The organism is Acidimicrobiia bacterium (assembly GCA_041393965.1).
Classification (GTDB): domain Bacteria; phylum Actinomycetota; class Acidimicrobiia; order Spongiisociales; family UBA5794; genus UBA5794.
The window spans coordinates 245,655-269,356 of record JAWKJB010000001.1 but is presented as its reverse complement, the minus strand read 5'-3'; the positions used below and the strand labels follow the sequence as shown (position 1 = coordinate 269,356).

24 protein-coding genes are annotated in these 23,702 nt (G+C 64.3%); 13 read left to right on the top strand and 11 right to left on the bottom strand.

Annotation, left to right across the window (positions count from 1 at the left end; translation table 11 throughout):
• Positions 1–22 precede the first annotated feature (22 nt).
• On the top strand, positions 23–373 hold the full coding sequence (locus R2823_01415) for a DUF805 domain-containing protein (protein MEZ5174852.1): 351 nt from the start codon (positions 23–25) through the stop codon (positions 371–373).
• A gap of 6 nt (positions 374–379) precedes the next feature.
• Here R2823_01415 and R2823_01410 read toward each other — a convergent pair whose 3' ends face one another.
• From R2823_01410 to R2823_01400, 3 genes are read right to left on the bottom strand one after another with little or no spacing between them, the layout of a single operon-like run.
• On the bottom strand, positions 380–1,690 hold the full coding sequence (locus R2823_01410; protein MEZ5174851.1) for an acyltransferase: 1,311 nt from the start codon (positions 1,688–1,690) through the stop codon (positions 380–382).
• Positions 1,691–1,714: 24 nt separating this feature from the next.
• Positions 1,715–2,947, bottom strand: coding sequence for an MFS transporter (locus R2823_01405; protein ID MEZ5174850.1), 1,233 nt, complete (start codon positions 2,945–2,947; stop codon positions 1,715–1,717).
• Between the two features lie 48 nt (positions 2,948–2,995).
• On the bottom strand, positions 2,996–3,982 hold the full coding sequence (locus R2823_01400; GenBank protein MEZ5174849.1) for an ATP-dependent DNA ligase: 987 nt from the start codon (positions 3,980–3,982) through the stop codon (positions 2,996–2,998).
• 72 nt (positions 3,983–4,054) lie between these two features.
• Between R2823_01400 and R2823_01395 the strand changes: the two genes are divergently transcribed.
• The gene (locus tag R2823_01395; protein MEZ5174848.1) at positions 4,055–4,603 is read left to right on the top strand and encodes a DUF308 domain-containing protein; all 549 of its coding nucleotides are present in this window, start codon (positions 4,055–4,057) and stop codon (positions 4,601–4,603) included.
• A gap of 27 nt (positions 4,604–4,630) precedes the next feature.
• Here the strand turns inward: R2823_01395 and R2823_01390 are convergent, their stop codons facing one another.
• Together R2823_01390 and R2823_01385 are read right to left on the bottom strand one after the other, a co-directional pair.
• Positions 4,631–5,602, bottom strand: coding sequence for an alpha/beta hydrolase family protein (locus R2823_01390; protein MEZ5174847.1), 972 nt, complete (start codon positions 5,600–5,602; stop codon positions 4,631–4,633).
• The gene (locus R2823_01385; protein ID MEZ5174846.1) at positions 5,599–6,264 is read right to left on the bottom strand and encodes an enoyl-CoA hydratase-related protein; all 666 of its coding nucleotides are present in this window, start codon (positions 6,262–6,264) and stop codon (positions 5,599–5,601) included. The genes R2823_01390 and R2823_01385 overlap by 4 nt, the downstream gene beginning before the upstream one ends.
• A gap of 48 nt (positions 6,265–6,312) precedes the next feature.
• Between R2823_01385 and R2823_01380 the strand changes: the two genes are divergently transcribed.
• Entirely contained in the window at positions 6,313–6,693 is a 381-nt protein-coding gene (locus R2823_01380) for a thioesterase (protein ID MEZ5174845.1), read from the top strand.
• Between the two features lie 19 nt (positions 6,694–6,712).
• Here R2823_01380 and R2823_01375 read toward each other — a convergent pair whose 3' ends face one another.
• From R2823_01375 to R2823_01365, 3 genes are all read right to left on the bottom strand, one after another.
• Positions 6,713–7,039: a hypothetical protein gene (locus R2823_01375; GenBank protein ID MEZ5174844.1), complete on the bottom strand. Its 327-nt coding sequence runs from the start codon at positions 7,037–7,039 to the stop codon at positions 6,713–6,715.
• Positions 7,036–7,791 (bottom strand): AAA family ATPase, encoded by a 756-nt coding sequence (locus R2823_01370; protein ID MEZ5174843.1) that lies wholly within the window; start codon positions 7,789–7,791, stop codon positions 7,036–7,038. Before R2823_01370 ends, R2823_01375 begins: the two co-directional genes overlap by 4 nt.
• Before the next feature lie 141 nt (positions 7,792–7,932).
• Positions 7,933–9,018: a CapA family protein gene (locus R2823_01365; protein MEZ5174842.1), complete on the bottom strand. Its 1,086-nt coding sequence runs from the start codon at positions 9,016–9,018 to the stop codon at positions 7,933–7,935.
• Positions 9,019–9,081: 63 nt separating this feature from the next.
• On the opposite strand from R2823_01365, the gene R2823_01360 reads away from it, so the two are divergent.
• The gene (locus R2823_01360) at positions 9,082–10,524 is read left to right on the top strand and encodes a DUF2079 domain-containing protein (protein MEZ5174841.1); all 1,443 of its coding nucleotides are present in this window, start codon (positions 9,082–9,084) and stop codon (positions 10,522–10,524) included.
• Here the strand turns inward: R2823_01360 and R2823_01355 are convergent.
• Together R2823_01355 and R2823_01350 are read right to left on the bottom strand one after the other, a co-directional pair.
• On the bottom strand, positions 10,482–11,396 hold the full coding sequence (locus R2823_01355; protein MEZ5174840.1) for an alpha/beta hydrolase: 915 nt from the start codon (positions 11,394–11,396) through the stop codon (positions 10,482–10,484). The genes R2823_01360 and R2823_01355 overlap by 43 nt on opposite strands.
• Entirely contained in the window at positions 11,396–12,319 is a 924-nt protein-coding gene (locus R2823_01350; GenBank protein MEZ5174839.1) for an LLM class flavin-dependent oxidoreductase, read from the bottom strand. Before R2823_01350 ends, R2823_01355 begins: the two co-directional genes overlap by 1 nt.
• Positions 12,320–12,436: 117 nt before the next feature.
• Here R2823_01350 and R2823_01345 point away from each other — a divergent pair, with 117 nt between their 5' ends.
• Positions 12,437–13,129: a TIGR02453 family protein gene (locus tag R2823_01345; GenBank protein MEZ5174838.1), complete on the top strand. Its 693-nt coding sequence runs from the start codon at positions 12,437–12,439 to the stop codon at positions 13,127–13,129.
• Positions 13,130–13,152: 23 nt separating this feature from the next.
• On the opposite strand, the gene R2823_01340 is transcribed toward R2823_01345, so the two are convergent.
• On the bottom strand, positions 13,153–13,707 hold the full coding sequence (locus R2823_01340) for a helix-turn-helix domain-containing protein (protein MEZ5174837.1): 555 nt from the start codon (positions 13,705–13,707) through the stop codon (positions 13,153–13,155).
• Positions 13,708–13,866: 159 nt separating this feature from the next.
• Here R2823_01340 and R2823_01335 point away from each other — a divergent pair, with 159 nt between their 5' ends.
• From R2823_01335 to R2823_01300, 8 genes are all read left to right on the top strand, one after another.
• Complete coding sequence (locus tag R2823_01335) at positions 13,867–15,669, top strand: acyl-CoA dehydrogenase (protein MEZ5174836.1); 1,803 nt, start codon at positions 13,867–13,869, stop codon at positions 15,667–15,669.
• 51 nt (positions 15,670–15,720) lie between these two features.
• Positions 15,721–16,221, top strand: a complete 501-nt coding sequence (locus R2823_01330; protein MEZ5174835.1) for a nitroreductase family protein — start codon at positions 15,721–15,723, stop codon at positions 16,219–16,221.
• A gap of 44 nt (positions 16,222–16,265) precedes the next feature.
• Positions 16,266–17,576, top strand: a complete 1,311-nt coding sequence (murI, locus tag R2823_01325) for a glutamate racemase (GenBank protein MEZ5174834.1) — start codon at positions 16,266–16,268, stop codon at positions 17,574–17,576.
• Between the two features lie 25 nt (positions 17,577–17,601).
• Complete coding sequence (gene proC, locus R2823_01320) at positions 17,602–18,423, top strand: pyrroline-5-carboxylate reductase (protein MEZ5174833.1); 822 nt, start codon at positions 17,602–17,604, stop codon at positions 18,421–18,423.
• Positions 18,420–19,325, top strand: coding sequence for a proline dehydrogenase family protein (locus tag R2823_01315; protein ID MEZ5174832.1), 906 nt, complete (start codon positions 18,420–18,422; stop codon positions 19,323–19,325). Before proC ends, R2823_01315 begins: the two co-directional genes overlap by 4 nt.
• Positions 19,326–19,460: 135 nt before the next feature.
• Positions 19,461–20,627 (top strand): hypothetical protein, encoded by a 1,167-nt coding sequence (locus R2823_01310; GenBank protein ID MEZ5174831.1) that lies wholly within the window; start codon positions 19,461–19,463, stop codon positions 20,625–20,627.
• A gap of 82 nt (positions 20,628–20,709) precedes the next feature.
• Positions 20,710–21,465, top strand: coding sequence for a PspA/IM30 family protein (locus R2823_01305; protein MEZ5174830.1), 756 nt, complete (start codon positions 20,710–20,712; stop codon positions 21,463–21,465).
• A 43-nt stretch (positions 21,466–21,508) separates the two neighbouring features.
• On the top strand, positions 21,509–23,668 hold the full coding sequence (locus tag R2823_01300) for a heterodisulfide reductase-related iron-sulfur binding cluster (protein ID MEZ5174829.1): 2,160 nt from the start codon (positions 21,509–21,511) through the stop codon (positions 23,666–23,668).
• Positions 23,669–23,702: the final 34 nt, after the last annotated feature.

Below are 23,702 nucleotides of genomic sequence, written 5' to 3'. Positions count from 1 at the left end.
CGTCGACGCAAAGGAGGCGTGTGTGGAGAGCATTGATTGGCAGCACCTGTTGTTCCGGTTCGATGGCCGGATCAACCGAGCGAAGTTCTGGATCGGAGTCGTCGTCCTGTGGGTGGTTGAGCTCGTCGTGCTGCTGATCCTGCGGTCAGCGGGTATCGGTTTCGCTCTTCTCAGCTTCTTGATCCTTGTCGTGATCATCTGGCCGGCGCTTGCGATCCAGGTCAAGCGATGGCATGACCGGGGCAAGTCGGGTTGGTTCGTTCTCGTGGCGCTGATCCCGTTCGTCGGCTGGCTGTGGGTGCTCATCGAGTGCGGGTTCCTCGAGGGCGACCCGGGCGAGAACCAGTACGGCCCCAATCCGTTGGCGGCCTGAGCCCTTCTACGAAGTCGGTCGAATCCGGTAGGAACCGCTGACAACGGCCGCAATGACGGCGAACGCGGGGATGTACCAGTTGATGGCGGCGTCGTGTGTCACGATGCCGACGAAGGCGGTGAGCGCTGTCGCGCCGATGGCTGCGACGATGCCTGCGAACCAGACCATCCGGTTGCCCTGTGGCGGCCGCCGGTTGATGTTGCGTTCGAAGGAACCGAACACGGCCACGAGCACCACCGTCAACACCGCGAGCACGCCGAAAAACGGCACCCGTAGCCACCACCACGGAGGTGTGCCCGGCTCGAACGAGAACAGCCAGCCGTCGCCGATGAAGATGCCCGCGGCCCCGAGGAGGGAGAGCGCCGTGAGGTGCCACAGGTAGATCGTCATCATCACCGCCGATACGGCCACCACGATCCGCCACACCGGGCGGCGGTCTGTGAGCCGCCTCGCGAGCGGCATCGATACGGCGATCAATCCGGCATGCGCGATCGCGAGGAAACCGTTTGCGAATGTCGGGGGCGTCATGTTGGAAATGCCACCACCGGGGATCGTCACCATCGACACGGGATACCAGCCGATGCCTGTGGTGATGATCAACACACCGAGCCCGGCCGCGAGGGCGACGACCCCGGCTGTGAAGGACACCGGTCGGTCCGTCCGGTTGCGGTCGAACCATGCGTAGCCGAGCTGATGGACGAACGCCCACACGAACAGGTAGTTGACCCATCCGATGGCCGGGAGGTCAAGCCCGAAGCGCAGACCATCGATCGACAGAGCACATGCGGCGAGTACGAGGAGTGACCGAGCACCGGAACGCCGCCACCAGCGCAGCGTCAACGGGGCGAGCGTGACCATGACGAGGTACACCGCGATGAACCACACCGGCAGCGTCGCGGAGATCGTACCGGCGTGGACGACATTGGAAGGGATGTATGGCCTCAACACGGCCACGAGGATCACCCACACCACAATGAGGGGCACGACGGGTGTGTACAGGCGGCGAACCCGTGAGGTGACCCAAGTCCTGATATCGGGTGATCCGTCGAGTGCCGCGGCATTGGCATACCCACCTGCGAGAAAGAAGATCGGCATGACCTGGAAGAGCCAGGTCAGGTGCTCGGCTGCCGGAAACCATTCGAGGGTGTTCCCGGCAAGGATGGTTCCGTCGGGTTGGACCCATATCGACGCCGAGATCCAGTGGCCGAACACGACAAGGAGGAGGGCGAGCGCGCGCCAGCCGTCGACGACTCGGTTTCGGGATGGTGGCGTCAGATCGACAGCTCGGTCGATTCCGCGCAGGTAGTTGGCGACCATGGGTGCATTGTCGCGGACGACGGCTCAGATGGCGTGAACCGCTCGGGTGCGTACGAGGGGGATCAGGGGGATGAGGGCGAGGACCCCGCCTGCCATCGCAAGGGTCTGGAAGGAGGTGGCATCGAGCAGGAGCCCCGAGGCGGCGGCCGCTGCCGCGCTCGAGATCCAGGCTGCGGCGTCCACGGTTCCCTGGAGCTTCAGGCGGTCCGCTACCCCATGGCCCGCTTGCAGAAGCGTGCTGCCCGACACGAACCCGAAGTTCCAAGCAACGCCGAGGAGGAACATGCTCACCAGCAGCGTCACCGTATCGGCAGTGGTGGCGGTTGCGGCGAGGGCGCACGAAGCGACAAACACGGCGACGGCAATGATGATCATCCTGCGGGCGCCGACCCTTCCGATGAACCAGCCGGTCACGGGAGCGATTGCGAACATGCCGAGCGTGTGGGCCATCATCACATATCCGATCGTGGACAAAGCGCCGTCAAAGGCCCTGATGTGGAGCGGGGTCATGACCATCACCAGCACCATCACAACCTGGCTGATCACGATCGCGGCAATCGAGAGCTGCACGGCTCGCGAGGCGAGCAGCTCACGCAACGGGCGCGCCGGCCTCGTGGATCGCTCATCCTCGTCATTGTGGGCGAGGGCGAGCGGATCGGGCCGCAGGCCGACGAGCATGAGCGTCGACACGAGTGCGAAGCCAACGACCGACACGGCTACGGGGCCGACGAGTTCATTGAATCCTGCGGCGAGTGCCATGGCGCCGGTGGGGCCGAGCAGGGGTGGGCCGACGACGGCACCGATCGTCGATGCCCACACGATCAGCCCGATCGCGGCCGCCCGGCGATCCTCGCGGCGCATGTCGCCAGCGGCGTAACGCGACAGCTGACCCACGCTGCGACCGATGCCGATCCCGGCCATCCCCATGAGGAGCAACACGAAGTTCTCGGCGCCGATCGCCACGATGACCGTGATGCCCCCAGCAACGGCGACGGCGTAGCCCATGGCGAAGGCCGGGCGTCGTCCCGCCCGATAGCTCAGCCACGACAGCGTTGCCGCGCCGAAGGCAACGCCGAGGGTCCCCGTTGCTCCCGGAAGCCCACTGACGGATGTCGACCCGGTGATCTCCTCAGCGATCAGGGCCGCCACTGTCGCGATCCCGATGTATGCCGTCGAACCGATGGCGTTCCCGGCAAACAGGGTCCAGATGAGGCGCCGGCGCGTCGCTTCGAGAGTCGACGATGCGGTGGTGACCATCCGTCCATGGTACGCGCACTCGCGTCGCCTCGGGTGCTGCGAGCGTGGTCAGCCTTCCATCTTGCGCCGGGATGGCTGGACTCGGGGAGGTTCGCCAGGCATCTTGGGATAGTGCGGCGGCCATGGCGCATCGCCGAGGCCATCGGCCTCGTCGCGTTCGACCCATGCGAGGGCCGCGGCGAGGTCCCCGGGAGCGTCATCGATCCCGATCGTGAGGTCTCCGACGTCTCGCCACCGGTCCTTGAACGACATCAGATCGAACATGTCGGGCCGTATCGAATCGAGCTCATCCCACTGCAGCGGTGTCGAGATCCACCCGGTATGGCGGACCGAGTAGGCGGATGCGACGGTCCTGTCCCGAGCATTCTGGTTGTAGTCGACGAAGACCCCGCTGCGCTCCTCCTTCCACCACGCTGTCGTCGCTGTCGGATTGCGACGGCTCGCTTCACGAGCGATCGCAAGACACGCTCGTCGCACCTCGTAGTAGGTCCACTCGACGCGTAATCGGACGAGAACATGGATACCCCGGTTACCGGATGTCTTCGGCCAGCCGACAAGGCCCAAATCATCGAGGATCTCGCGAACCGTTGCAGCCACATCGATGACGGCGTCGAACCCGTGTCCGTCGGTTGGGTCGAGGTCGATTCGCAGTTCGTCCGGATGCTCCATGTCCGATGCCCGCGAATTCCACGGATGCAGATCGAGGCAGTTCATCTGTGCGAGCCACACGACATCCTGCACCTCGAGCGGCAGGAACATCCTTCCCGGCCGGGCAGAGGGGAACACGACATCGACCTTGGATCGAGCCGACTCGGGCACCCGCTTGACATAGAACGGATCACCACCAACCCCCTTGGTCCAGCGTTTGAGCATCGTTGGGCGGTTGTAGACACCTCGGAGGGCACCGTCGCCACACATCGCGAAGTGCTCCGCAACATCGAGTTTGGTCCAGCCGGTCGCAGGGAACACGACCTTGTTCGGACTGGAGATCCGGACGGGGACCCCGCCGGCATCGACAAACGACTCGGAAGCCATGTTCGATTATGGCCCACGATCCCCTCGACCGGTGACGCGTCCGGTATGGTGTGCAACGCAATCGGAGGAGCCATGTCAAGCAGCCAGCCGTTCGAAGTCGATCCGGATGTCGCGTCGCTGTGGTGGGTACTTGCGGTGTCAGGGCTGCTGTCGGTAGCGATCGGTGCTCTGCTCGTCTTCTGGCCGGGAAGGACGCTCACGGTGGTGGTGTGGCTCTTTGGGGCGCTGATGATCCTCACGGGCGTGGTGCGTTTCATCCTTGCCGTATTCGGCCAAACATCGCAGATACGGTGGCTCCTGTTGGTGTCCGCGATCATCGGTGTCGCCCTCGGCATCGTCGTCATCAAGAACCCCGACGCGGTGATCAAGCTCGTTGTGGTGATCGCAGGGCTCTTCTGGATCGTCGGAGGCATGATCGATGTGTTCCGCGGTGTGAACGACGACACGGCGCCCGATCGAGGGACTCGGATCGGGCTCGGTATCGTTTCCATCCTCGTTGGTTGCGTCGTGCTCATCTGGCCCGCACCGACGGTGCTCGTGTTCGCGATCGTCGCAGGTGGGTATGCGATCGCCTACGGCATCCTCGAGATCTACTCAGGGTTTCGCCTCCGGGCGGCGTAACCCTGCCCGGGAGACGCCGGGTGCTTGTCACACCGTCGCGCTCGTAGCCCCGAACACCCGGTCGAAGGACTCGGCGACGATGCGAGCGAGCTGCGCCTTTCGATACCACACGACGGTTGCGTGCCCGCCCCGAAACCAACGCAGGTCACTTCCTTGCCAATGGTTGGCGAGATCCGTCGTCGCTGCCGCAGGGATGTATCCGTCGCTGCGGCCGCCGACGATGATCGCGTGGGCCGCGTGTGGGGGTGGGGAGGCTCGGAGGACCGACACGGACCCGAGGACCCGGCGGAGGCGGTCCCTTGCCTCCGGCTTGCCACCGAGGGCGCCCCAGGCGATACCTTCGCGAAGGACGCCATCGAGAAACACCGGTGCGGGTGAGTGGGAAGCCGCGAGCGGAGCGGTAGCGACCGGGAACGGTGTTATCGACGAGATCAACGCTGCGACATTGCCTCCCATCGAGTATCCCGACACGCCTGGTTCGTTTCCGCGTTCGCGCACGCCTGCGAGGAGCCCTGCGCCTTCGGCAACGGCGGCGATTCCCATCCGCATGAAGTCCGAAACCGTCTCGATCGGTTGATGGATCGTCGGATCGGGCCGTCGCGAGCCGTAGTAGGGGTTCTCGGGGATGAGCGAGGCGATCCCGAGGCGCGCGAGATGCCGAGCGAGGCTGACTCTGACCCTGGGATCGTGTTCGTTCCATGCCGCCATGAGGACGACGGTGCGGTGGTGCGGTGCGATCGGCGAGATGCTGATGATCGACCCGGTTCTTGACCGTGCAGGGAGCGCATCTGCAACTCCGTCGTAGACGCCCCGACGGAGCAATCCTCCATCGAATCGTTCGTCACTCAGCCACACCGGGTGGATCGGTTGGGCGATTCGTGGCGAGATATCGGGGGGCTCAAGCAGGGCGGGATCGCCCCATCCGCGGGCAAAGAACCGCAGGCGTGATGGACCCCACGCGACGATCATGCCCGCTGCCGTGTCGACGGGATGTTTCACACCGATCGGGCCAAGAGTTCGCAGGCGACGGGGTAGAGGCGCCGCTTGACGGTCCCAAGGGTCGCTGGGTCCTTGCCGGTCAGGGTGGTCGCCAGATCGAGAGCCTCGGGGAGGACCCACCCCGCCGTGGTCGATGCGTGGACGATGCCCATCGTTGCGGCCTCATCGCCGGTGATTCGGCGGCCGGTGACGACGAGGTCGTGAGCATGGGGTTGTGGGACCTTCGCGGTGATGAGTGTGGCCATGCCTTCGGTGAACGGGATGCCGACATCGACCGACGGGAGGCAGAAGAAGCCGCGATCGTTGCGCATGATGCGATGATCGAAGGCCAAGGCAAGCAGAGCACCCCCGGCGTAGGCGTGACCGTTGAGGGCAGCAACGGTGGGAAATGGTGCCGTCAGGATCCGTAGGAGCAGGCCATCGACCGTCGCCATGAACGCCAGGCGATCCTCGTCGCCGAGGCGCCCCATCTCGTCGAGGTCGAGCCCCGTTGACCAAAAGCGGTCGGTTCCGACCGCGACGAGCACGGAGCCGGGCTTGGCCGCCACCTCGTCGAGCGCACGGTGCCACGACCGGATCGACGCACTCCCGAGTCGGTTCTCGCCATCGGCGAGGGTCAGCGTCCAGACACCGCCTTGTTCGGTGAGATCGAACCGATCCATGTGAGAGACGCTACCGGTGGGTGTCGAACAGTGCGTATTCTGCTCATCATGATCAACCGCAGCTCGAATGCGTCCGTCACTTTCGTCGTCGACGAAGCCTCAACCGCGATCGCGCTCGGATCCGGGGATGTGCCCGTGCTCGGAACGCCAAAGGTTCTCGCGCTCGCGGAGGAGGCTGCGGTGAAGGCGATCGGCAACCAGCTTCCGAAGCGACTGACGACGGTTGGGGTCGATGTGCAGCTCGGCCATTACGCGCCGAGCGCCGTCGGGTCGACGGTCGTTGCCAAGGCGGTTCTCGAGGACATCGAGGACAACGAACTCATCTTCCACTTCGAAGTGTTCGAAGGGGACAAGGTCGTCGCCGACGGCCACCATGTGCGAAGCGTGATCGATCGGGAGCGTTTTCTCTCGAGGCTGGCTGCAACCTGACACGCACCACGGGATCCGACTAACCGAACCAGTCGATCCGGCACCACGATCGCGTCTGGCAGGAAGGGCACGGAATCCAGCGGCTGTAGGGACGACCCGGAATCCACAAGGAGATCGACAGGATCCTGACGAACGACTCGATGAGGCTGATCCGAGATCGGACCTCGCAACGGGAGCAGGTGATGACGACGGTTCCCGGTTGGTGTTCACCGGCCGAATAGAGCGCCTCGTGGCCGTCTTCTGTATGGTGTTCGATGAGCGGATCATCCCGCAGCGGTTCGTCGATCTCGATCGGCGGCGATTCGAAGAGGGCTCGTTTTCCTTCGGGATCGCGTCGCTTGGTCACAGCATGCCAACCAGGCTCATTGCGACCTCGCGATACGCCTCAGCCGCCTTCGAGCTCCGAGCGTGGGCGAGAACCGACACTCCTTCACCGGGAGCTTCGGCGACACGCACCGACCGTGGGATCGGCGGTCCGATAACGCGGAGCCCGTGGCGCTCCTCCAGCTCGACGAGTACGCGTTTGCCGAGATTCGTGCGGGGGTCGTACATGGTTGCGATCCCGCCGAGAACCGTGAGGTCCTCGTTGGTGTATTGCCGGACATCGTCGATAGTGTCGAGGAGCTGGCCCACCCCGCGATCGCTCAGCGTCTCGGCCTGGAACGGGACGAGAACCATGTCGGCGGCGGTGAGGGCGTTCACCGTGAGGATGCCGAGGGAGGGCCCGCAGTCGATGAGGATCAAGTCGTATGTGCGGCCCAGGTCTCGCAGGGCACGCTTCAACACGAATTCTCGACCGGTCTTGGTGAGGAGATGCACCTCGGATCCGGCGAGGTCGATCGTGGATGGGACGAGATCGGGGCCTTCCCGATCCACGATGCAGTCGGTGAGCTCGATCCTGCCCATGAGCACATCGTGGATCGAGTGATCGAGGGAGTCGGGATCGATCCCGGCTGCGAAGGTGAGGCAGGCCTGTGGATCGAGATCGACCATCAGGAGGCGCCGGCCGAGCTCCGAGAGTGCTTCGGCGAGCGTGTGGACCGTGGTGGTCTTGGCAACCCCGCCCTTCTGGTTCGCCACTGCGATGATCGTCGCCACACGGGGAGTGTAGGTCCTACGAACCAACCCGGCAGAACGGCTCTCGGTGCTGTTCCGTCATCTACCCAGGGCTGCCACTCGGGTATAGCCGACTGGGAGCCCTGGGTACAACCCGGGGTTGCAGGTAACTTACGCGGTCGGTCAGCGGGGGCCGCGTGTGCCGCACACCGGGGCATCAGGGTCTTGGATCACGGGATGGCCGTGGCGTTCGATCACGACATCGAGCAGGCAGGCCGAGACGCGCCCGTCGGGCTCGTAGACGAACTGGGCGATGGCCGTCTGTTTCGCCTCTTCGGGGTAGGCCTGCCACACGAAGTTGCCGAGACCGAGGGCGATCGGCTTGCCGTTGTACCACATGAGGGGCTGGAGCCGATGTTGATGGTGGCCGAACACACCATCGGCGCCCGCATCGATCCACGACTTCGCCTGGCTGATCTCGAACGGTCGCGGCGTTGCCTCGTGTTCCTGTCCCCAGTGTGCCGTGACAAGAACGAGATCCGCGACGGCGTCGGCGGCGCGGATGGCGTCGGCGATCGATTCCGTGTCGTCCCCGCTTGTCATGCCGGGCCTGTCGTCGGTTGCGACCCAAGTTCCGGTTTCGGGGTACACTCCACCGCTCCCGATCACCGCCACCGTCCAACCACCGACCTCGACGAGGACAGGGGCATAGGCCTCCTCGCGATTCGCACCGGTCCCGACCGGCTCGATTCCGACCGCTCGCAGGCGGTCCCTTCCGTCGAGCATCGCGGTCATGCCGTAGTCCATCGCATGGTTGTTCGCGAGGTTCACGACATCGACCCCCGCCGCGGCCATCGCTTCGAACGCATTGGGGTCGCACTGGAACACCCACGGCTTTTCCCAGGGTGTCCCGAGCGGCGAAGGGGAGCACTCGAGGTTCACAACGGTCAGGTCGTCGTCGACGAACGCTCCGTTGAGCCCGGTCCAGGCATCCTCATAACCCGTCGAGGGGAAGGTCCGCACGAAGGACGGATCGAGGTTCACATCCCCGGTTCCGTTGATGACGAGACGCCCACGCTCCGGATCGGGTCGCGCTGCGAGCGGCGTCGTGGGAACCGTCGGAGTGGGGTTCGCGGTCGTCGTGGTCGAGGCAAGCGGAACGACCGGTTCGTTGCCATGCCAACGGTCGCTCGAAGCCTGCCGCGCGTCGGAACAACCGGTGGCAAGGAGCAGGATCGCAAACACGGTTGACAGGTATCGTCCGTCCATCAGCGAAAACGGTACCGCGTGACACGAACTCGGCGTGCCGCGTGGCGGAGGGTGGAGTCGGGCGTGTCAATCCAGACGGACGATCGCAGCACGATCCCCAGGCTTCGGAACCGATACGGGCTCTTGGTGTCGTCGGCGCTCGCAGCGGTGTGGACCGTCGTGTTCTCCATTCGGGGTGTTCTCCAGCATCTCCGGTTCCACACCCACGCGTTCGACCTCGGGATCTTCGCGCAAGGCACCTGGCTGCTGAGCCGCCTCAAGGACCCGTTCGTGACCGTTCGGGGTCTCCCGCTGTTTGCTGACCACTCCTCGTACATTCTCATCCTCATCGCGCCGATCTACGCGCTCGTTCCATCTCCTGGCACGCTGATCGTCATCTCGGTGGTTGCGCTCGGGCTCGCCTCGGTGCTCGCCTATGCGATCGCCGCGAGGGCAGGGGCAGGCTCGGGACTGTCGATCCTCACGGGTCTTCTCGTGCTCGTTGCCCCCGCCGTGCAGTGGCAGGTTCGGGACCCGTTCCACCCCGAGGTGCTTGTCATCCCGCTGATCCTGGCTGCGGTCCTGTTGCTTCAGCATGACCGCCACGGGTGGGCGATCGTCGTCGTCGTGGTTGCCCTCACCGCCAAGGAGGATGTCGGGCTCGTCGTGGTGCCCTTCGGGCTCGCCGTTGCGTGGCTCATGAACAAGCGAAAGGTCGGATTCGTGATCGCCGGTGTTGGGCTCGCAGCGTTCCTGGTGAACTTCCTCGTCTTGTTGCCGGCATGGTCACCGACCGGGGAACTGCTGTACTCCTATCGGTACGGCTATCTCGGGGAATCCCCGCTCGGGATTCTCGCCGGCCTTGTCACCTCACCCGATGTGTGGTGGGACACGGTCACCAACCCGACCAAGGTGTGGTATGTGGTGGCACTCGTGTTCGCGATGCCGCTCGCCGTGTTCGCCAGCAGGTGGCTCCTCGTGGGCATCCCGACCCTTGCTGCGAATGTCCTTTCGCTCCACGGATACCAGTACGAGATCCGATGGCATTACACGGCGTATCTCGTCGCAGTGGTGGCGATCGCCGCAGCGTTCGGAGCTGCGAGGCTTCGTGCCATCGGCAACCGGGGCATCAAGATCGCCGCGGTTGTGGCGTCGATCATCGTGCCGATCGGGATCTGGGTCGCCGCTGCCCCGATCCGTGACTGGGCCAAACCACACGACAGCAACGACCAGATGCGAGCCCTCCTCGAGGTCGTGCCGGAAGGTGATTCGGTCTCCGCATGGACCTCCTTCGTCCCCCACCTCACGAACCGTGAGGAGATCTACATGTTCCCGAACCCGTTCCTTCCGTACAACTACGGGGCCGACGACACCGGCCTGCCTGACCCTTCGGCCGTCGAGTGGGTTGTGCTGCGATGGGACTCGTTCCGTGACTTCGACCACATCGTGGAGGACCTCATCGACAGCGGCGACTATGTCGTCTTCTACGAGGATCTCCCGTTCACGCTGCTCCGGCGCGCATCCTGATCCCCATCCCCGAGGTGTCCCTCCCATGCGCGGAAGACCTCGATGAAGGTCTCAGGCGACTCGATCATCGGGACATGTCCGATACCTTCGAGATAAGCCGTTGCCCAATCCGGACGCTTCGCCGCGATCCACTGTGCGGTGTGGCGGTCGACGATCCGGTCCGCCAACCCCTGGATCAGGAGGGTGGGTTGTGCGACGCGGTCGAGAGCGTCGGTGAACCGGCGGGAGGCGACGACGAAGGGAAAGATCGAGCGTGTGGCCTCCACGAGGGAGTGTGCCGCCCACGGTTGGGTGCGGCGCAAGACGGCGATCTCGAGGGCGTCGGCGGTCGCTGTCGGACTCACCGTATCGGGGTCCGCCGTGACGAGGCGATACGACTCCGCAACGCCTTCTTCGGCTGATCGCGAGGATCGATAGGCATCGACGATCGCGGCTCCGATCCCTGGGATCAGGGGGGCGCCGATCGTCAACGCGGCCCATGGTCGCAAACGATCCCACCGCCGCACCGGTCCCGCGGGGCCGACGAGGACCATGGCCCCAACGCTGGCAGGTCGGTTGCCTGCCGCGAGGATCGAAATGAGGCCACCCATCGAGTTCCCGACGACCAGCGCCGGCCCTCCGTAGTGGTCGATCAGGCCCGAAACGAGGTCAGCGTTCGCCGAGACGGTCGCGGCCCTTCCCGATGGTTGGGTGTATCCGAAGCCGATGAGATCGGGAGCCACGACGGTGTGGGTTCGGATCAGGTCGGGTGCGATGTCCCGCCAGTTGTATGCAGAACCCTCGAGCCCGTGGACGCAGACAGCCAACGGGCCCGAACCGCCATACTCGATCACCGATACGGGGCCCCCGATGTCGATGGTGACCCTGCGCATCAGCCGATGCCAAGCCCATCGAGCAGTGCTTCCCCGTCGGTGCCGATTCCTTGGAAGTAGAAGCGCTGCATACCCATCCGCGCGTAGTCATCGAGGATGGCGCGCACCTGATCGTAGGTACCGTGAGGGGGTCGGCGTTGCGCGAAGTAGTCCGCGAGCTCGTCCCGTGACATCCCACGCTCGTGCGCTTCCTGTGCGAGGAGTGCTTCGAATTCGGCTTCCGTCTCGGCGGCGAGGACTTGGCCCGCCGATGAGATCCTGATGGCGTCCGGGTCACGGCCCGCAGCGACCGCCGCGTCGCGGCACGCCTTGATGCGCTCCACAAAGGCAGGCCCTGGGTACACATTGAACTCGTCGGCGAAGGTTCCGGCAAGGCGGGGAGTCGTGTGCCGGCCCGAGCCGCCAACAAGCAGAGGGATCCGTCGCTGCGGCATCGGGTTGAGGGGGAAGCTCTCGAGCCGATACCGGTCGCCGCGGTATCCGGGATGATCCGGATCGAACGCCGCAGACAGGTAGCCGAGGGCTTCTTCGAGCATCGCGAAACGCTCCCCACGGTCAGGGAACGGAAGGCCGAACACCTGATGCTCTCGTTCCAACCACCCTGCTCCGACACCGAGCGTGAATCGCCCGCCTGACATCGCGTCGAGCGTCATGGCTGTCTTGGCAAGGACCGCAGGGTGCCGAAAGGTGATGGGCGACACAAGCGCGACCAGCTCGATGCCAGCCGTGTCCCGAGCGAGCCCACCGAGTTGGATCAACGCATCGGGAGCGTCGGTCGTTGCGGCAAGATCGTCGTTGACGGACATCAGGTAGTGGTCCGGAAGGGCGAGCGCGACCATCCCCCTTTCTCGTGCAAGATTGGCGCCAGCGAGGAGATGCTCATATGGCCCGGAAACCTGAAGCCCGTATTCGATGACTGCCATGGGTCTCGCAGCGTAGGGGAAGGGACATTCATCGGAACCGGAACGGGGCGCGGCCAACCGACCCTCTTCCATCTGCGAACAGCTTTCGATAGGTTGGCACCACCAGAAGGGACCACCGTGCGCAGCACCTACTTCACACCGGCCGCCTTCAAGTTCCTTCGCGACCTCGCCGCCAACAACAACCGCTCCTGGTTCGAGGCGAACAAGGAGCGCTACATCAGGACGATCCGTGAGCCCGCTCAGGAGTTCATCTCCGACTTCGCGCCGCGGCTCACGAACATCTCGGATCACTTCGTTGCCGACCCGCGGACCAACGGCGGTTCTCTCATGCGTCCCTACCGCGACACCAGGTTCACCGGCGACAAGACGCCGTACAAGGCGAACATCGGGATCCAGTTCAGGCACGAGATGGCGAAAGATGTTCATGCACCGGGCTTCTATCTCCACCTTGAGCCCCGGAGCTGCTGGGCTGGCGTCGGGCTGTGGCGCCCAGAGGCAAAGGTGGCGAAACAGATCAGGGACCGGATCTACACCGATCCCGATGCGTGGCAGCGTGCGGTTACAAGCAGGTCGTTCATCGATGCCTGGGATGCAACTCCTGACGAGGCGGACCTGCTGAAGCGAATCCCTCGGGAATACGAGGAACCCGAGTTCCCGGTCGATGTTCGCCGGAAGAGCTTCACCGCGGGATCAAAGCTCACCCAGAAGACGGTGACTTCAGGATCGTTCGACGACGACCTCGGGAAGCTCTACGACAAGGCGGCTCCCTACGCCAGATTCCTCTGCGAGGCGGTGGGACTGCCGTTCTAGTGCCCCGACCGTGACCGCTCGCTTCACGCCAAACGGGAGGCGGCTTCGAGCGCGAAGGTCTCGAAGTCGAAGGTCGGATCGATCGCCCATCGGAACGCAAGACCGTCGAGCGCGCCGAGGAGGAGCTCCGCGTGGACGACGGCCTCATCCGGGCCGATCGTGGACCCATTCCTTGCCATGGCGTCGGCGAACCGCTCAACACGACGCTGGTGGTGCCGCAGGAAGCGGCGTCGCGCACCGTTGTTCGAACTCTCCGTGTTGACCGCAGCGAGGACATAGACCCTCGCCATCTCCGGCTGCTCGACGAAGAAGCGCACGAACGCAGCAACGAGATCGTCGACCGTGTCGGTGCCCGCGCCCTCGGGATCGGGGTCGACCGCATCGATGGCTTCCCGCACAACCCGAATCACGGCTTCTTCTTTGGAATCGAACAGGTTGTAGAAGCTCCCGGCCTTGACATCGGCCCGCTCGCAGATCGCCTGAAGCGTGGTTCCTTCGAGGCCGCCCTCCGCGAGCAGGGACCGGGTTGCATCGATGATGCGAGTCTCCGTGCGGAGTCCCGCCTGATACCTCGCCACGGTCGTGTGCTCCTCGTTCGATCCGGACCGAGATCGTACCCGAAATCTTGAGCGGTCGCTCAAAACTCGCTCAAATTCTGCTGGCAAGCCCCCAATTCTGATTGATCACTCAAAGTTGAGGGTATACTCAAATTACGAGCCAGAACAGGGAGGTGGACGATGTCGCATTACAAGACGAATCTGCGGGACCTCGAGTTCAACCTCTTCGAGTTCCTTGAGGTCGACTCGTACTACGGCTCAGCGCCGTTCGAGGGATTCGGGCGGGACACCGCGATGGATTCACTCCGTGAGATCGAACGGCTCGCCGTCGAGGATTTTGCCGTCAGCTGGGTCGATTCGGATCGCAATCCGCCCAAGCTCGTTGACGGCACCGTCGAGATCACCCCGAGCCTGAAGAAGAGCCTTGACGCGTTCTTCGACGGAGGCTGGCATCTGCTCGGGATCGGCCCGACACTCGGTGGCTACGGCGCACCCGACACTTTGCGATGGGCTGCAGGCGAGATGCTCGTGTCGTCGAATCCTTCCGCGTTCTTGTATGCCTCGAGTGCCCTCATGGCCCGCGTGATCGCCGAGATCGGAACCCCGGAACAGGCCGCCCGCTGGGCCCGACCGATGCTGGATCGGCGCTGGGGCGCAACCATGGTGCTCACCGAAGCAGACGCCGGTTCCGATGTCGGGGCAGGAACCACCAAGGCCATTCATGTCGAGGGGGACATGTGGCAACTCGAAGGCGTGAAGCGATTCATCACCTCGGGTGACAATGACTACTTCGAGAACATCATCCATCTGGTGTTGGCGCGCCGCGAAGGCGGCGAGCCGGGGACTAAGGGCCTTTCCATGTTCATCGTGCCGAAGTACCTCGTCGATGATGACGGCAAGCTTGGTGCCCGCAACGGCATTCGGGTGACGGGCCTTGAGCACAAGATGGGGATCAAGGGCTCGTCGACATGTGAGCTGACGCTCGGCGCGGGTGAACCGTGCGTCGGGTACCTCGTCGGCAATGTGCACGAGGGCATCAGGCAGATGTTCCACATCATCGAGGACGCCCGCATGCTGATCGGCGTCAAGTCGGCAGGTACGCTGTCGACGGGCTATCTGAACGCTCTCGCGTACGCGAAGGAGCGCATCCAGTCCGCAGACCTGACGCAAGCCGCCGACAAGACGGCTCCCCGGGTTCCGATCATCCGCCATCCCGATGTTCGGCGTATGTTGATGCTGCAAAAGGCGTACGCCGAGGGCTTGCGGGCTCTGTGGATGTACACCGCATGGACGCTCGACAAGATGCAGCTCGAACCGGAAGATGACTACTGGTCACGACTCAACGATTTGCTGCTTCCCATCGTCAAGGGCTACTCATCCGAGAAGGCATACGAGCTGCTCGCGCAGTCGCTTCAGGTATTTGGCGGATCGGGATTCACGCAGGACTATCCGATCGAGCAGTACATCCGTGACGCCAAGATCGACACCCTCTACGAGGGCACGACGGCGATCCAGGGGCTCGATCTCTTCTTCCGCAAGATCGCGCGAGACCAGGGGCAGACCGTGATGCGCCTCGGGGAGGACATCCTCGGGTACATCAAGGGCGGCTCCGACGAGTTCGCCTCCGAACGGCAGGCGCTCGGAGACGCCCTCGAACAGGTGCAGATCCACATCGGCGTGCTGGTCGGCCATGCCATGGCATCGTTGGAGGACCCGCCGGAGATCTACAAGACGGGACTCCACACGAACGCGCTTCTCGAAAGCCTCGCGGAAGTCATCATTGCGTGGCTTCTGCTCGAACATGCCGAGCGTGCAAGCGCGGCGCTGGAGGCGGCCGACGAAGACGACAGGGCCTTCTATGGGGGCAAGGTCGCATCGGCCAAGTTCTTCGCCTCCGATGCTCTGCCGAAGGTCGGGATCCGCACGGCAGCAGCCCAGGCCGAGACGGCGTGGCTCATGGAGATGAGCGACCAAGCGTTCTAGGGGGTTGTCACATCGTGTGGTCTCGTGGTTGACCGCGAGTATCGTGATCGCATGACCTCGCACTATGACGCGATCGTCGGGCTCCGAGCGATCCGGCAATTCGACAATCGGGCGGTTGCTGATGAGGATCTTGCGTCCCTTCTTGACGCTGCTCGTTGGACGGGGTCGTCGAAGAACTCGCAGAACTGGTCATTCGTCGTTGTCGATGATCCGGAGCAGAAGGACGCCATCTGTGCCGCAGGTGACTTCATGACGCCCGTGCGGAACGCACCGATGATGATTGCGCTCGTCCAGCACCCGGAGGGATACGAGTTCGACACCGGCCGCCTCGCCCAGAACATCATGCTGGCAGCGGACGCCATCGGCATGGCGAGCTGCCCCGTGACCCTCCACCGCGAGGAGATCGCTGCCGAGGTGCTCGGGCTTCCCGAGGGGTACCGATGCCGGTACGGTGTCGCGGTCGGTTACCCGGAGCCGGGGAGCGGGCCGGCGCGCATGGGGGGCCGAAAGCCCCTCACCGAGCTCGTCCACCGGAACCGCTTCGGGGCATGATCGGCCCATCGTCGGCGAACCTGTCCTGATGTTGTGATGCTCTGATGTCGCGGATTGCCGTCTTCGATTCGGGAATGGGCGGAATCGGTGTGCTCGACGCGATCCGGGCGAGGGCACCGTGGGCCGACATCATCTACCTTGCAGACCATGCATTCGGTCCATACGGTGAGCGCACCCTGGACGAGGTGCGCGACCGCACGACCCTGATCGCGCGCTTCTTGCAATCGGCGGGGGCCGACATGATCGTGGTTGCGTGCAACTCGGCGTCGGCGGCGGCACTGCACCACCTCCGTGCCGCCATCGGCGAGGTTGCGTTCGTCGGCATGGAACCGGCCGTGAAGCCCGCCGCAGAGCGCACGAAGACCGGCACCATCGCCGTGCTCGCGACCGATGCGACCTTCCAAGGCGAGCTGTTCAGGAGTCTCACCGGTCGGTTCGCTGGCGACATCGAGATCATCGAGCAGGCATGCCCCGGTCTCGCATTGGCGATCGAACGAGGCGACCCTGTCGATGCCCTCCTCGACCGGTATGTCTCGCCCCTCGGCGACACCGGTGCCGATGTCGTGGTCCTCGGTTGCACCCACTATCCACACATCATCGACCGGATCGCTGCGTGCCTTCCCGACTCCGTCGAGCTCATCGACCCTGCTCCAGCCGTCGCGGCACGGGTCACCGATGTCGCCCATGAACACCGGATCGATCTGAGAGGTTCAGGCTGGTGCGGCATGTGGACGACCTCACTCGACACGGTTCGTCCCGACGGCAGGGATTGGGAAACCGTTGACATCCCTCCCGAAGCAGCGTCTGCGGCAAGCTGCAATGACGCGACGCTCGTCGCCGTGCAGGGCGACATCACGGTCATGCCTGTCACGGCGATCGTGAACGCGGCCAATCCCGGCTTGATGCACGGGGGCGGCGTTGCCCTCGCGATCGCACGAGCTGGTGGGGCGACCATCGACGACGAGTCAGCGGCATGGGCCGCCGCCCACGGGCCCCTCACCACGGGAACCGCGGCACTCACCTCAGCGGGCAAGATGCCGTCGTCATATGTGATCCATGTCGCAGGCCCGATCCACACACCGGGTCAGGACAACGAGCGGCTCCTTGCGGCAGCGGTGAACGGCGCCCTCGACGCTGCCATCGAAATCGAAGCAGCGACCGTCGCCATGCCAGCCATCTCTGCCGGTATCTACGGCTACCCACCGGACGAAGCGTGCGCGGTGATCGTCTCCACCGTCGCTCGTCGGCTTCGTGACGATCCCGGCCCGCTGCGATCGGTTCGGCTCGTCGGTTTCGACCGGGTAATGGCCGACCGCTTCGGAGACCTCGTGCGCAGGATCGGCGCAGCGTCCTGACCGGACCGCGCGATATCCTCGCTGCATGTTGCGTCCCACCGTAGCGATTCTCGGCGCTGGCTCCCTTGGCGAGATCCTCGCGCGGGGTTTGCTGCGTGCAGGCTGGTCGACCGATGACCTCATCCTCGTCACTCGGCGCGCCGAGCGCGCGGAAGAGCTCCAGAAGGAGACCGAGATCGCCGCCACGACCTCCCTTGTCACTGGCGCCGAAGGGAGGCAGGTTGTCGTGATCTCGGTGAAGCCGCAGGACATGCCAGCCGTCACCAGTCAGATCGAGCCGGTGCTCACCACGGATCAGGTCGTTGTCTCGGTCGCGGCCGGTGTCGCGCTCTCGACGATCGAGGGGGCGCTCGCCGACGGTCAGCCGGTCATACGCGCGATGCCCAACACGCCCGCAGCGGTCGACCTCGGCATGACCGCCCTCGCGCCAGGCTCGCACGCAACGAAGAGCCATGTGGATCGTGCAACCGCGGTCCTCGGCGCCGTCGGGTCGACGATCGAGCTTCCCGAGGACCTCCTCGATGCCGTGACCGCCGTGTCGGGAACCGGTCCCGCCTATGTGTTCCTTCTCGCCGAAGCGATGATCGAAGCTGCCATCCGCGAAGGGCTTCCCCACCATGCCGCGGAGCAGCTCGTCCACCAGACGATTCGAGGCTCGGGCGAGCTCCTCATCCAGTCGGACCAGTCCGCGTTCCGGCTGCGCGGCCAGGTCACATCCCCTGGCGGTACGACCGCAGCCGCGCTGCATGTGCTCGAGGACGGCGGATTCCGCGCGTTGCTCGAGGACGCGGTCAGGTCGGCTGCCCAACGATCCCGAGAGCTCGGTCAGAGGGCGAGCGGCGTGTGATTCGCTCAGCGGTGCTCGCCGTCACGAATCGGAATATCACGCGGAAACTCATCACCGACACCCGCGCAGGGAAGGCTGTTGCGCACCGTTTCGTCGCAGGGAACCTCCTCGAGGACGCCGTCACCATTGCCCATGCCCTCAATGAGGGCGGTCTCAAGGTCTCGCTCGACCACCTGGGCGAGCATGTATCGACCCTCGATGAGGCCGAGACAGCGACCGCCTCGTACCTCGCGTGCATCGAAGCGATCGACAACCAGTCGCTCGATGCGAATGTCTCGGTGAAGCTGACCCAGCTCGGAATGGGCCTCGACGACGGGGCGGTGACCACCAACCTGGGCCGTATCGCCTCCGCTGCGCTTGCGTCGGGCGTCTCGGTGACGGTCGACATGGAAGAGTCGATCTACACAGAAGCCACCATCTCGATCTACGAAGATGTCCAGCGCAAGCACGGAAACCTCGGGATCGCGCTGCAGGCCTATCTGCACCGGACCCCTGCCGATGTGACGAGGGTGCTTCCGCTCGGGGGACACATCAGGCTCTGCAAGGGTGCATATGCCGAGCCGTCTGAGATCGCCCACCAGTCGAATACGGCTGTCGATGACGCCTTCGACGAGTTGACCTCTCTGCTCATGCGCTCAGCGTCGGTGCAACCAGCGATCGCAACGCACGATGACGACCGTATCGCTCACGCGCTGGACGAGGCGCAGGACCGATCCGCCCCGTGGGAGTTCCAGATGCTCTATGGCGTGCGCAGGGACCGCCAGCGAGAACTCGCAGAAGCCGGATACACCATGCGTGTCTATGTGCCATACGGCGAAGCGTGGTACCCCTACCTCACCAGACGGATGGCCGAACGCCCTGCCAACCTTGCCTTCTTCTTCCGGGCCCTCGTCGGTCGCTAGTGGTCTGTTGCGCCAGTGGGGAGCGCGTGTCGCCCGTCGAGACATCTCCACCATCTGATTGACCGGCCACTCGCCGTGCGGCGGTGGCGAGGTCGGCGGATCGGCTTGGGATCGACGAGGGGATACCCTGCACCGATGCTCTCCCGAATGGTCCACATGGCTCTCGCCCTTGTGGCACTCGTGTTCGTCGTGGCCGCCACACCATCGGATCTCGTCGACGCTGTCGGATCGAACGGGTTCCATGTCGACTCGGGGACTTCGGCGACCGACCAATGTGTGTCGGCGTCGGTCAGCGACGCCAGGAACGCCGGTGGCAACCTGTATGTCGTCGTTCTTGCGGATGAACCTTCCGGCGGCGCGACGACATTTTCCGGAGGGATGCTGACCGAACTGGGGACGGTTGGAACGGTGTTCACGGTCGCACCGGAAACCGTCGGCTATGAGGACAACGAGGGGTTCTGGTCCGGCACTCAGCTCGATGCTGCCGTTGCCGAGGCGCTGACCGTTGCATCCGACAACGATGTCGTGCGAACATTCGTCAACACGCTCACCGGCGAAGACGCGGTGTGTTCGAATCAATCCGTTGAAGGCAAGAGCGGGTGGGCTTGGCTCGTCGTGATGATCATCGTGGTGGCGGGCATCATCTTCCTCGTCTGGAGGTCTGTACGCCACGGAAAGAAGCGGACGGCGACCGATCTCGCCCAGGCCAAGGAGCCGATCCAGGCACAGATCGATGCCATCGCGAACGACATCCTCGATCTCGAACAGGAGATCGCCGAGGCTGGCAATGCCGAAGCCTCAGCCTTTTTCAGCAACGCCACCGCGTCGTTCGCTACCGCGAGCGATCGGCTCGCTGCTGCAGACCACGCCGGTTCGCTCCTCGACCTGAGCTACGACCTCGATGTCACGATCTGGGAACTCGACTGCGCCGAAGCGATCCTCGACGGGAACCCGAAACCGCCGCGGCCGCAGCGACCGGAACCTTCGACAATGCCGCCACCGACTGAGACGCCGCCACCGAACGAGTCCGCACCGACGCGGGCCGAGCTCCCCGCAAGGCTCCCTGAATACCACCGGTCGCAGTACCAGCGCCGCGGCCAACGCCAGAGCAGCTACGCCTCGAGCCAGACCCTCGAGATGCTGCTCGGCGCGGCAGCAATGACCGGCCTCGGTGGAGGCTTTTCCGGATCCGGATCCGGGGCTGAAACGAGCCGAGGTGGATCGCCACGCACACCGGGACCGACGGGATCAACCGGGAGGGCTCGGCGGAGAACCCGCGGCGGGGGTCGGCGCCGGAGCTGATCCATCCCATCCGCGCCCGACAACCGGCCGGTGAGGATGAGCGCTAGTATCGCCTGGCACGCAAGCGAGAGTCGGGGAGACGATGTTCCGTCGAATTTGGGCCTACATCAAGGCGCTGTTCAGCACTACCGCCGAAAAGGCGATGGATCCGAAGATCGAGATCGAGGCAGCGATCAACGAGGCCAAGAAGAAGGATCAGGATCTCCGCAACCAAGCAGCGAGAGTGGTTGCCCATCGGACACAACTCGAAAGCGGAATTGAGGACGCCGCCGAGTCCGCAGGGGAGGCTCGTGAGATGGCCAAGCAGGCGCTCCTGAAGGCGGAGGCCGCAAAAAGCGCAGGGGACACCGCCGGTGTCGAGAAGTGGACGCAGGCGGCCCAATCCATCGCCATGAAACTCCAGGCCTCCGAGAACAACCTGGCATCCCTCAAGGAACAGTACGCGGTCGCCCAGTCCCAGGCGGAGAAGGCCAAAGAGGCGGTACAGCAGAACTCCATGAACCTCCAGGAGCTCTCGGCCAAACGCATGGAGCTGCTCGGACAGCTCGAACAGGCAAAGATGCAGGAGGCCGTCAACGAAGCCGTCGAGACGATGTCCGCGTCGATCTCAGACGATGGACCGTCGTTGTCCCAGGTCGAAGCCAAGATCGAACGGCGCAAGGCCGAAGCGATGGCCAAGGCCGAACTTCGCGATGCAACCCCCGAAGGTGCAGAGGCAGAGCTCAAGGCGGCAATCAATGTGGCGCAAGCCGATGCGAAGCTCGCCGAGCTGAAAGCCGAACTCGGCCTGTCGGATGACGCTTCCGCATCCGGGTCGGACACCGACCAAGCGGAGTAGACCCGTGGCGTGTGATGCCTGACCGTCGGGAGGCGATGCAGCGGTGACGACCACCGAGGACAACGAACAGACAAGGCATCCCAGCGTCTCGGCCTCGTTGCTCATTGGGATTGTCGCTGCCGTCTCGGTTGCCGGCACGCTGGCGTTGTGGTGGCTCGGGTCGCTCCCGGGGCACGCTGAGTTCGTGATCGGCCGCGAAGTCTTCGGGAATGTGCCGGAGGTCGTCATCGCGGAGTTCTATGTCGTCGTGTCGGCCTTCGTCGGTATCTCGATCGGCATGCTCGCGGTGCGCGCTCGGAACTGGGAACGGGGAAGTTGGGAGCGCCGCACCGGAGACCTCAAGCGCCGACTGAAGCGCTTTGGTGAAGGCATCTCGATGCGAACGGTCGCCGAGGATCGTTCAACGGCACTCCTGCACTCTCTCATCTACTACGGGTTCCTGATCCTGTTCGCAGGTACCGTGACGCTCGAGATCGATCATCTGCTCCCGACCGATCTCAAGTTCCTCCACGGGACGGTCTACCAGGCGTACTCGGCGATCCTCGATGCAGCCGGTGTCGCCTTCCTTGTCGGCCTTGCCATGGCTGCGATACGGCGCTACGCCATTCGGCCGTGGAGGATCCGCTCGAAGACCCGACCCGAGGACGCGTGGATCCTCGTCACGCTGGCAGCCATCGGCGTTACGGGTTTTCTGACCGAAGCGGCCCGCATCTCGCTCGTCGGGCGCCCGGCCTTCGAGGTGTGGTCCTTCGTTGGGTACCCCCTCTCGGTGCTGGTTCCCGCATCGTCCGCATCGGGAATCCATCAGACGATGTGGATCCTTCATGTTGTCAGCTTCATCGTCTTCCTCGTGCTCTTGCCGGTCACGAAGCTCCGCCACATGATCACGACGCCCGCCAACCTCGCCCTCGCCGCGAGGGAACGCCCCAAGGGCGCAATGCGCGAGATGCCGAACCTGATGGAGGCGACCGACCTCGAATCAGTGGGATCTGCGGTCGTTGCGGACTTCACCTGGAAGCAGCTCCTTGACACGGACGCCTGCACGATCTGCGGCCGTTGTACCTCGGTGTGTCCTGCCAACACGACGGGGAAGCCGCTCGATCCGAGGGAGATCGTTCTCAAGCTCGGGACCGTCGCGGCCGCGACCGCAACACCACCGGTTTCGCCGCCGGTCGGGGTCGACGAGGGGATCACGGTCAGTTCCGACAATGTGTTCGAGTTGATCACCTCCGAGGAGTTGTGGGCATGCACGACCTGTCGGGCATGTGACGAGATCTGCCCTGGCGACATCGAGATCGTCGACAAGATCCTCGACATGCGCCGATATCTGTCGCTCATGGAGTCGGACTTCCCTTCGGAGCTCGGCAAGGCGTATGTGTCGATGGAGAACTCGTCGAATGTCTACGGGATGGCCCAGGCCGACAGGGACAACTGGACCGGCCAGCTCGACTTCGAAATCAAGCGGCTCGGTGAGCCAGGCGTGCAAGCCGAGTACCTCCTGTGGGTCGGCTGCGCCGGGTCCTATGACGACCGCAACCGCAATGTCACGATCGCCACTGCGCGGCTTCTTCATCGGGCTGGCATCGATTTCGGCATCCTCGGCGCAAGGGAGCTCTGCACGGGCGATCCGGCACGGCGCACCGGAAACGAGTTCGTCTTCCAGGGGCTTGCTCTCCAGAACATCGAGACCTTGAACGATCTCGGCATCGACAAGATCGTGACCCAGTGTCCCCACTGCTTCAACACCCTCGGGAACGAGTATCCGCAATTCGGCGGGAACTACACCGTGCTGCACCATTCGGAACTCCTCAGCCAGTTGGTCGAGGAGGGGAGGCTGCAGCCGGCGTCGACGGGCGAATCGATCGTCTTCCACGACCCGTGCTACCTCGGTCGCCACAACGACACCTTCCTCGCTCCGAGAACGATCGTTGACTCATCGGGCGTGCGGGTCGAAATGGAACGCAACGGCACCGGTTCGTTCTGTTGCGGCGCCGGAGGCGGGAAGCTCTGGTTCGAGGAGCACATCGGCAAGAAGGTCAACATCGACCGCACCGAAGAGGCCGTCGGGACGGGTGCTGATGTGATCGCGACCGGATGTCCCTTCTGCTATGTGATGCTCGACGACGGCATCAAAGAGATCGGTGTCGACGAGCAGGTGGTGGTCCGTGACCTCGCGATGCTTCTCGACGAGCGAACCCGCTGACGGCTCCTCCGTTTGACCTTGGTGCACCGTCACC

Coding starts and splice junctions, on each gene's coding strand:
- R2823_01400 (MEZ5174849.1), bottom strand. CDS start 3,982: ATGGCTTCCGAGTCGTTTGTCGATGCCGGCGGGGTCCCCGTCCGGATC.
- R2823_01305 (MEZ5174830.1), top strand. CDS start 20,710: ATGTTCCGTCGAATTTGGGCCTACATCAAGGCGCTGTTCAGCACTACC.
- R2823_01310 (MEZ5174831.1), top strand. CDS start 19,461: ATGCTCTCCCGAATGGTCCACATGGCTCTCGCCCTTGTGGCACTCGTG.
- R2823_01380 (MEZ5174845.1), top strand. CDS start 6,313: ATGATCAACCGCAGCTCGAATGCGTCCGTCACTTTCGTCGTCGACGAA.
- R2823_01350 (MEZ5174839.1), bottom strand. CDS start 12,319: ATGGCAGTCATCGAATACGGGCTTCAGGTTTCCGGGCCATATGAGCAT.
- murI (MEZ5174834.1), top strand. CDS start 16,266: ATGTCGCGGATTGCCGTCTTCGATTCGGGAATGGGCGGAATCGGTGTG.
- R2823_01405 (MEZ5174850.1), bottom strand. CDS start 2,947: ATGGTCACCACCGCATCGTCGACTCTCGAAGCGACGCGCCGGCGCCTC.
- R2823_01355 (MEZ5174840.1), bottom strand. CDS start 11,396: ATGCGCAGGGTCACCATCGACATCGGGGGCCCCGTATCGGTGATCGAG.
- R2823_01410 (MEZ5174851.1), bottom strand. CDS start 1,690: ATGGTCGCCAACTACCTGCGCGGAATCGACCGAGCTGTCGATCTGACG.
- R2823_01395 (MEZ5174848.1), top strand. CDS start 4,055: ATGTCAAGCAGCCAGCCGTTCGAAGTCGATCCGGATGTCGCGTCGCTG.
- R2823_01365 (MEZ5174842.1), bottom strand. CDS start 9,018: ATGGACGGACGATACCTGTCAACCGTGTTTGCGATCCTGCTCCTTGCC.
- R2823_01335 (MEZ5174836.1), top strand. CDS start 13,867: ATGTCGCATTACAAGACGAATCTGCGGGACCTCGAGTTCAACCTCTTC.
- R2823_01385 (MEZ5174846.1), bottom strand. CDS start 6,264: ATGGATCGGTTCGATCTCACCGAACAAGGCGGTGTCTGGACGCTGACC.
- R2823_01330 (MEZ5174835.1), top strand. CDS start 15,721: ATGACCTCGCACTATGACGCGATCGTCGGGCTCCGAGCGATCCGGCAA.
- proC (MEZ5174833.1), top strand. CDS start 17,602: ATGTTGCGTCCCACCGTAGCGATTCTCGGCGCTGGCTCCCTTGGCGAG.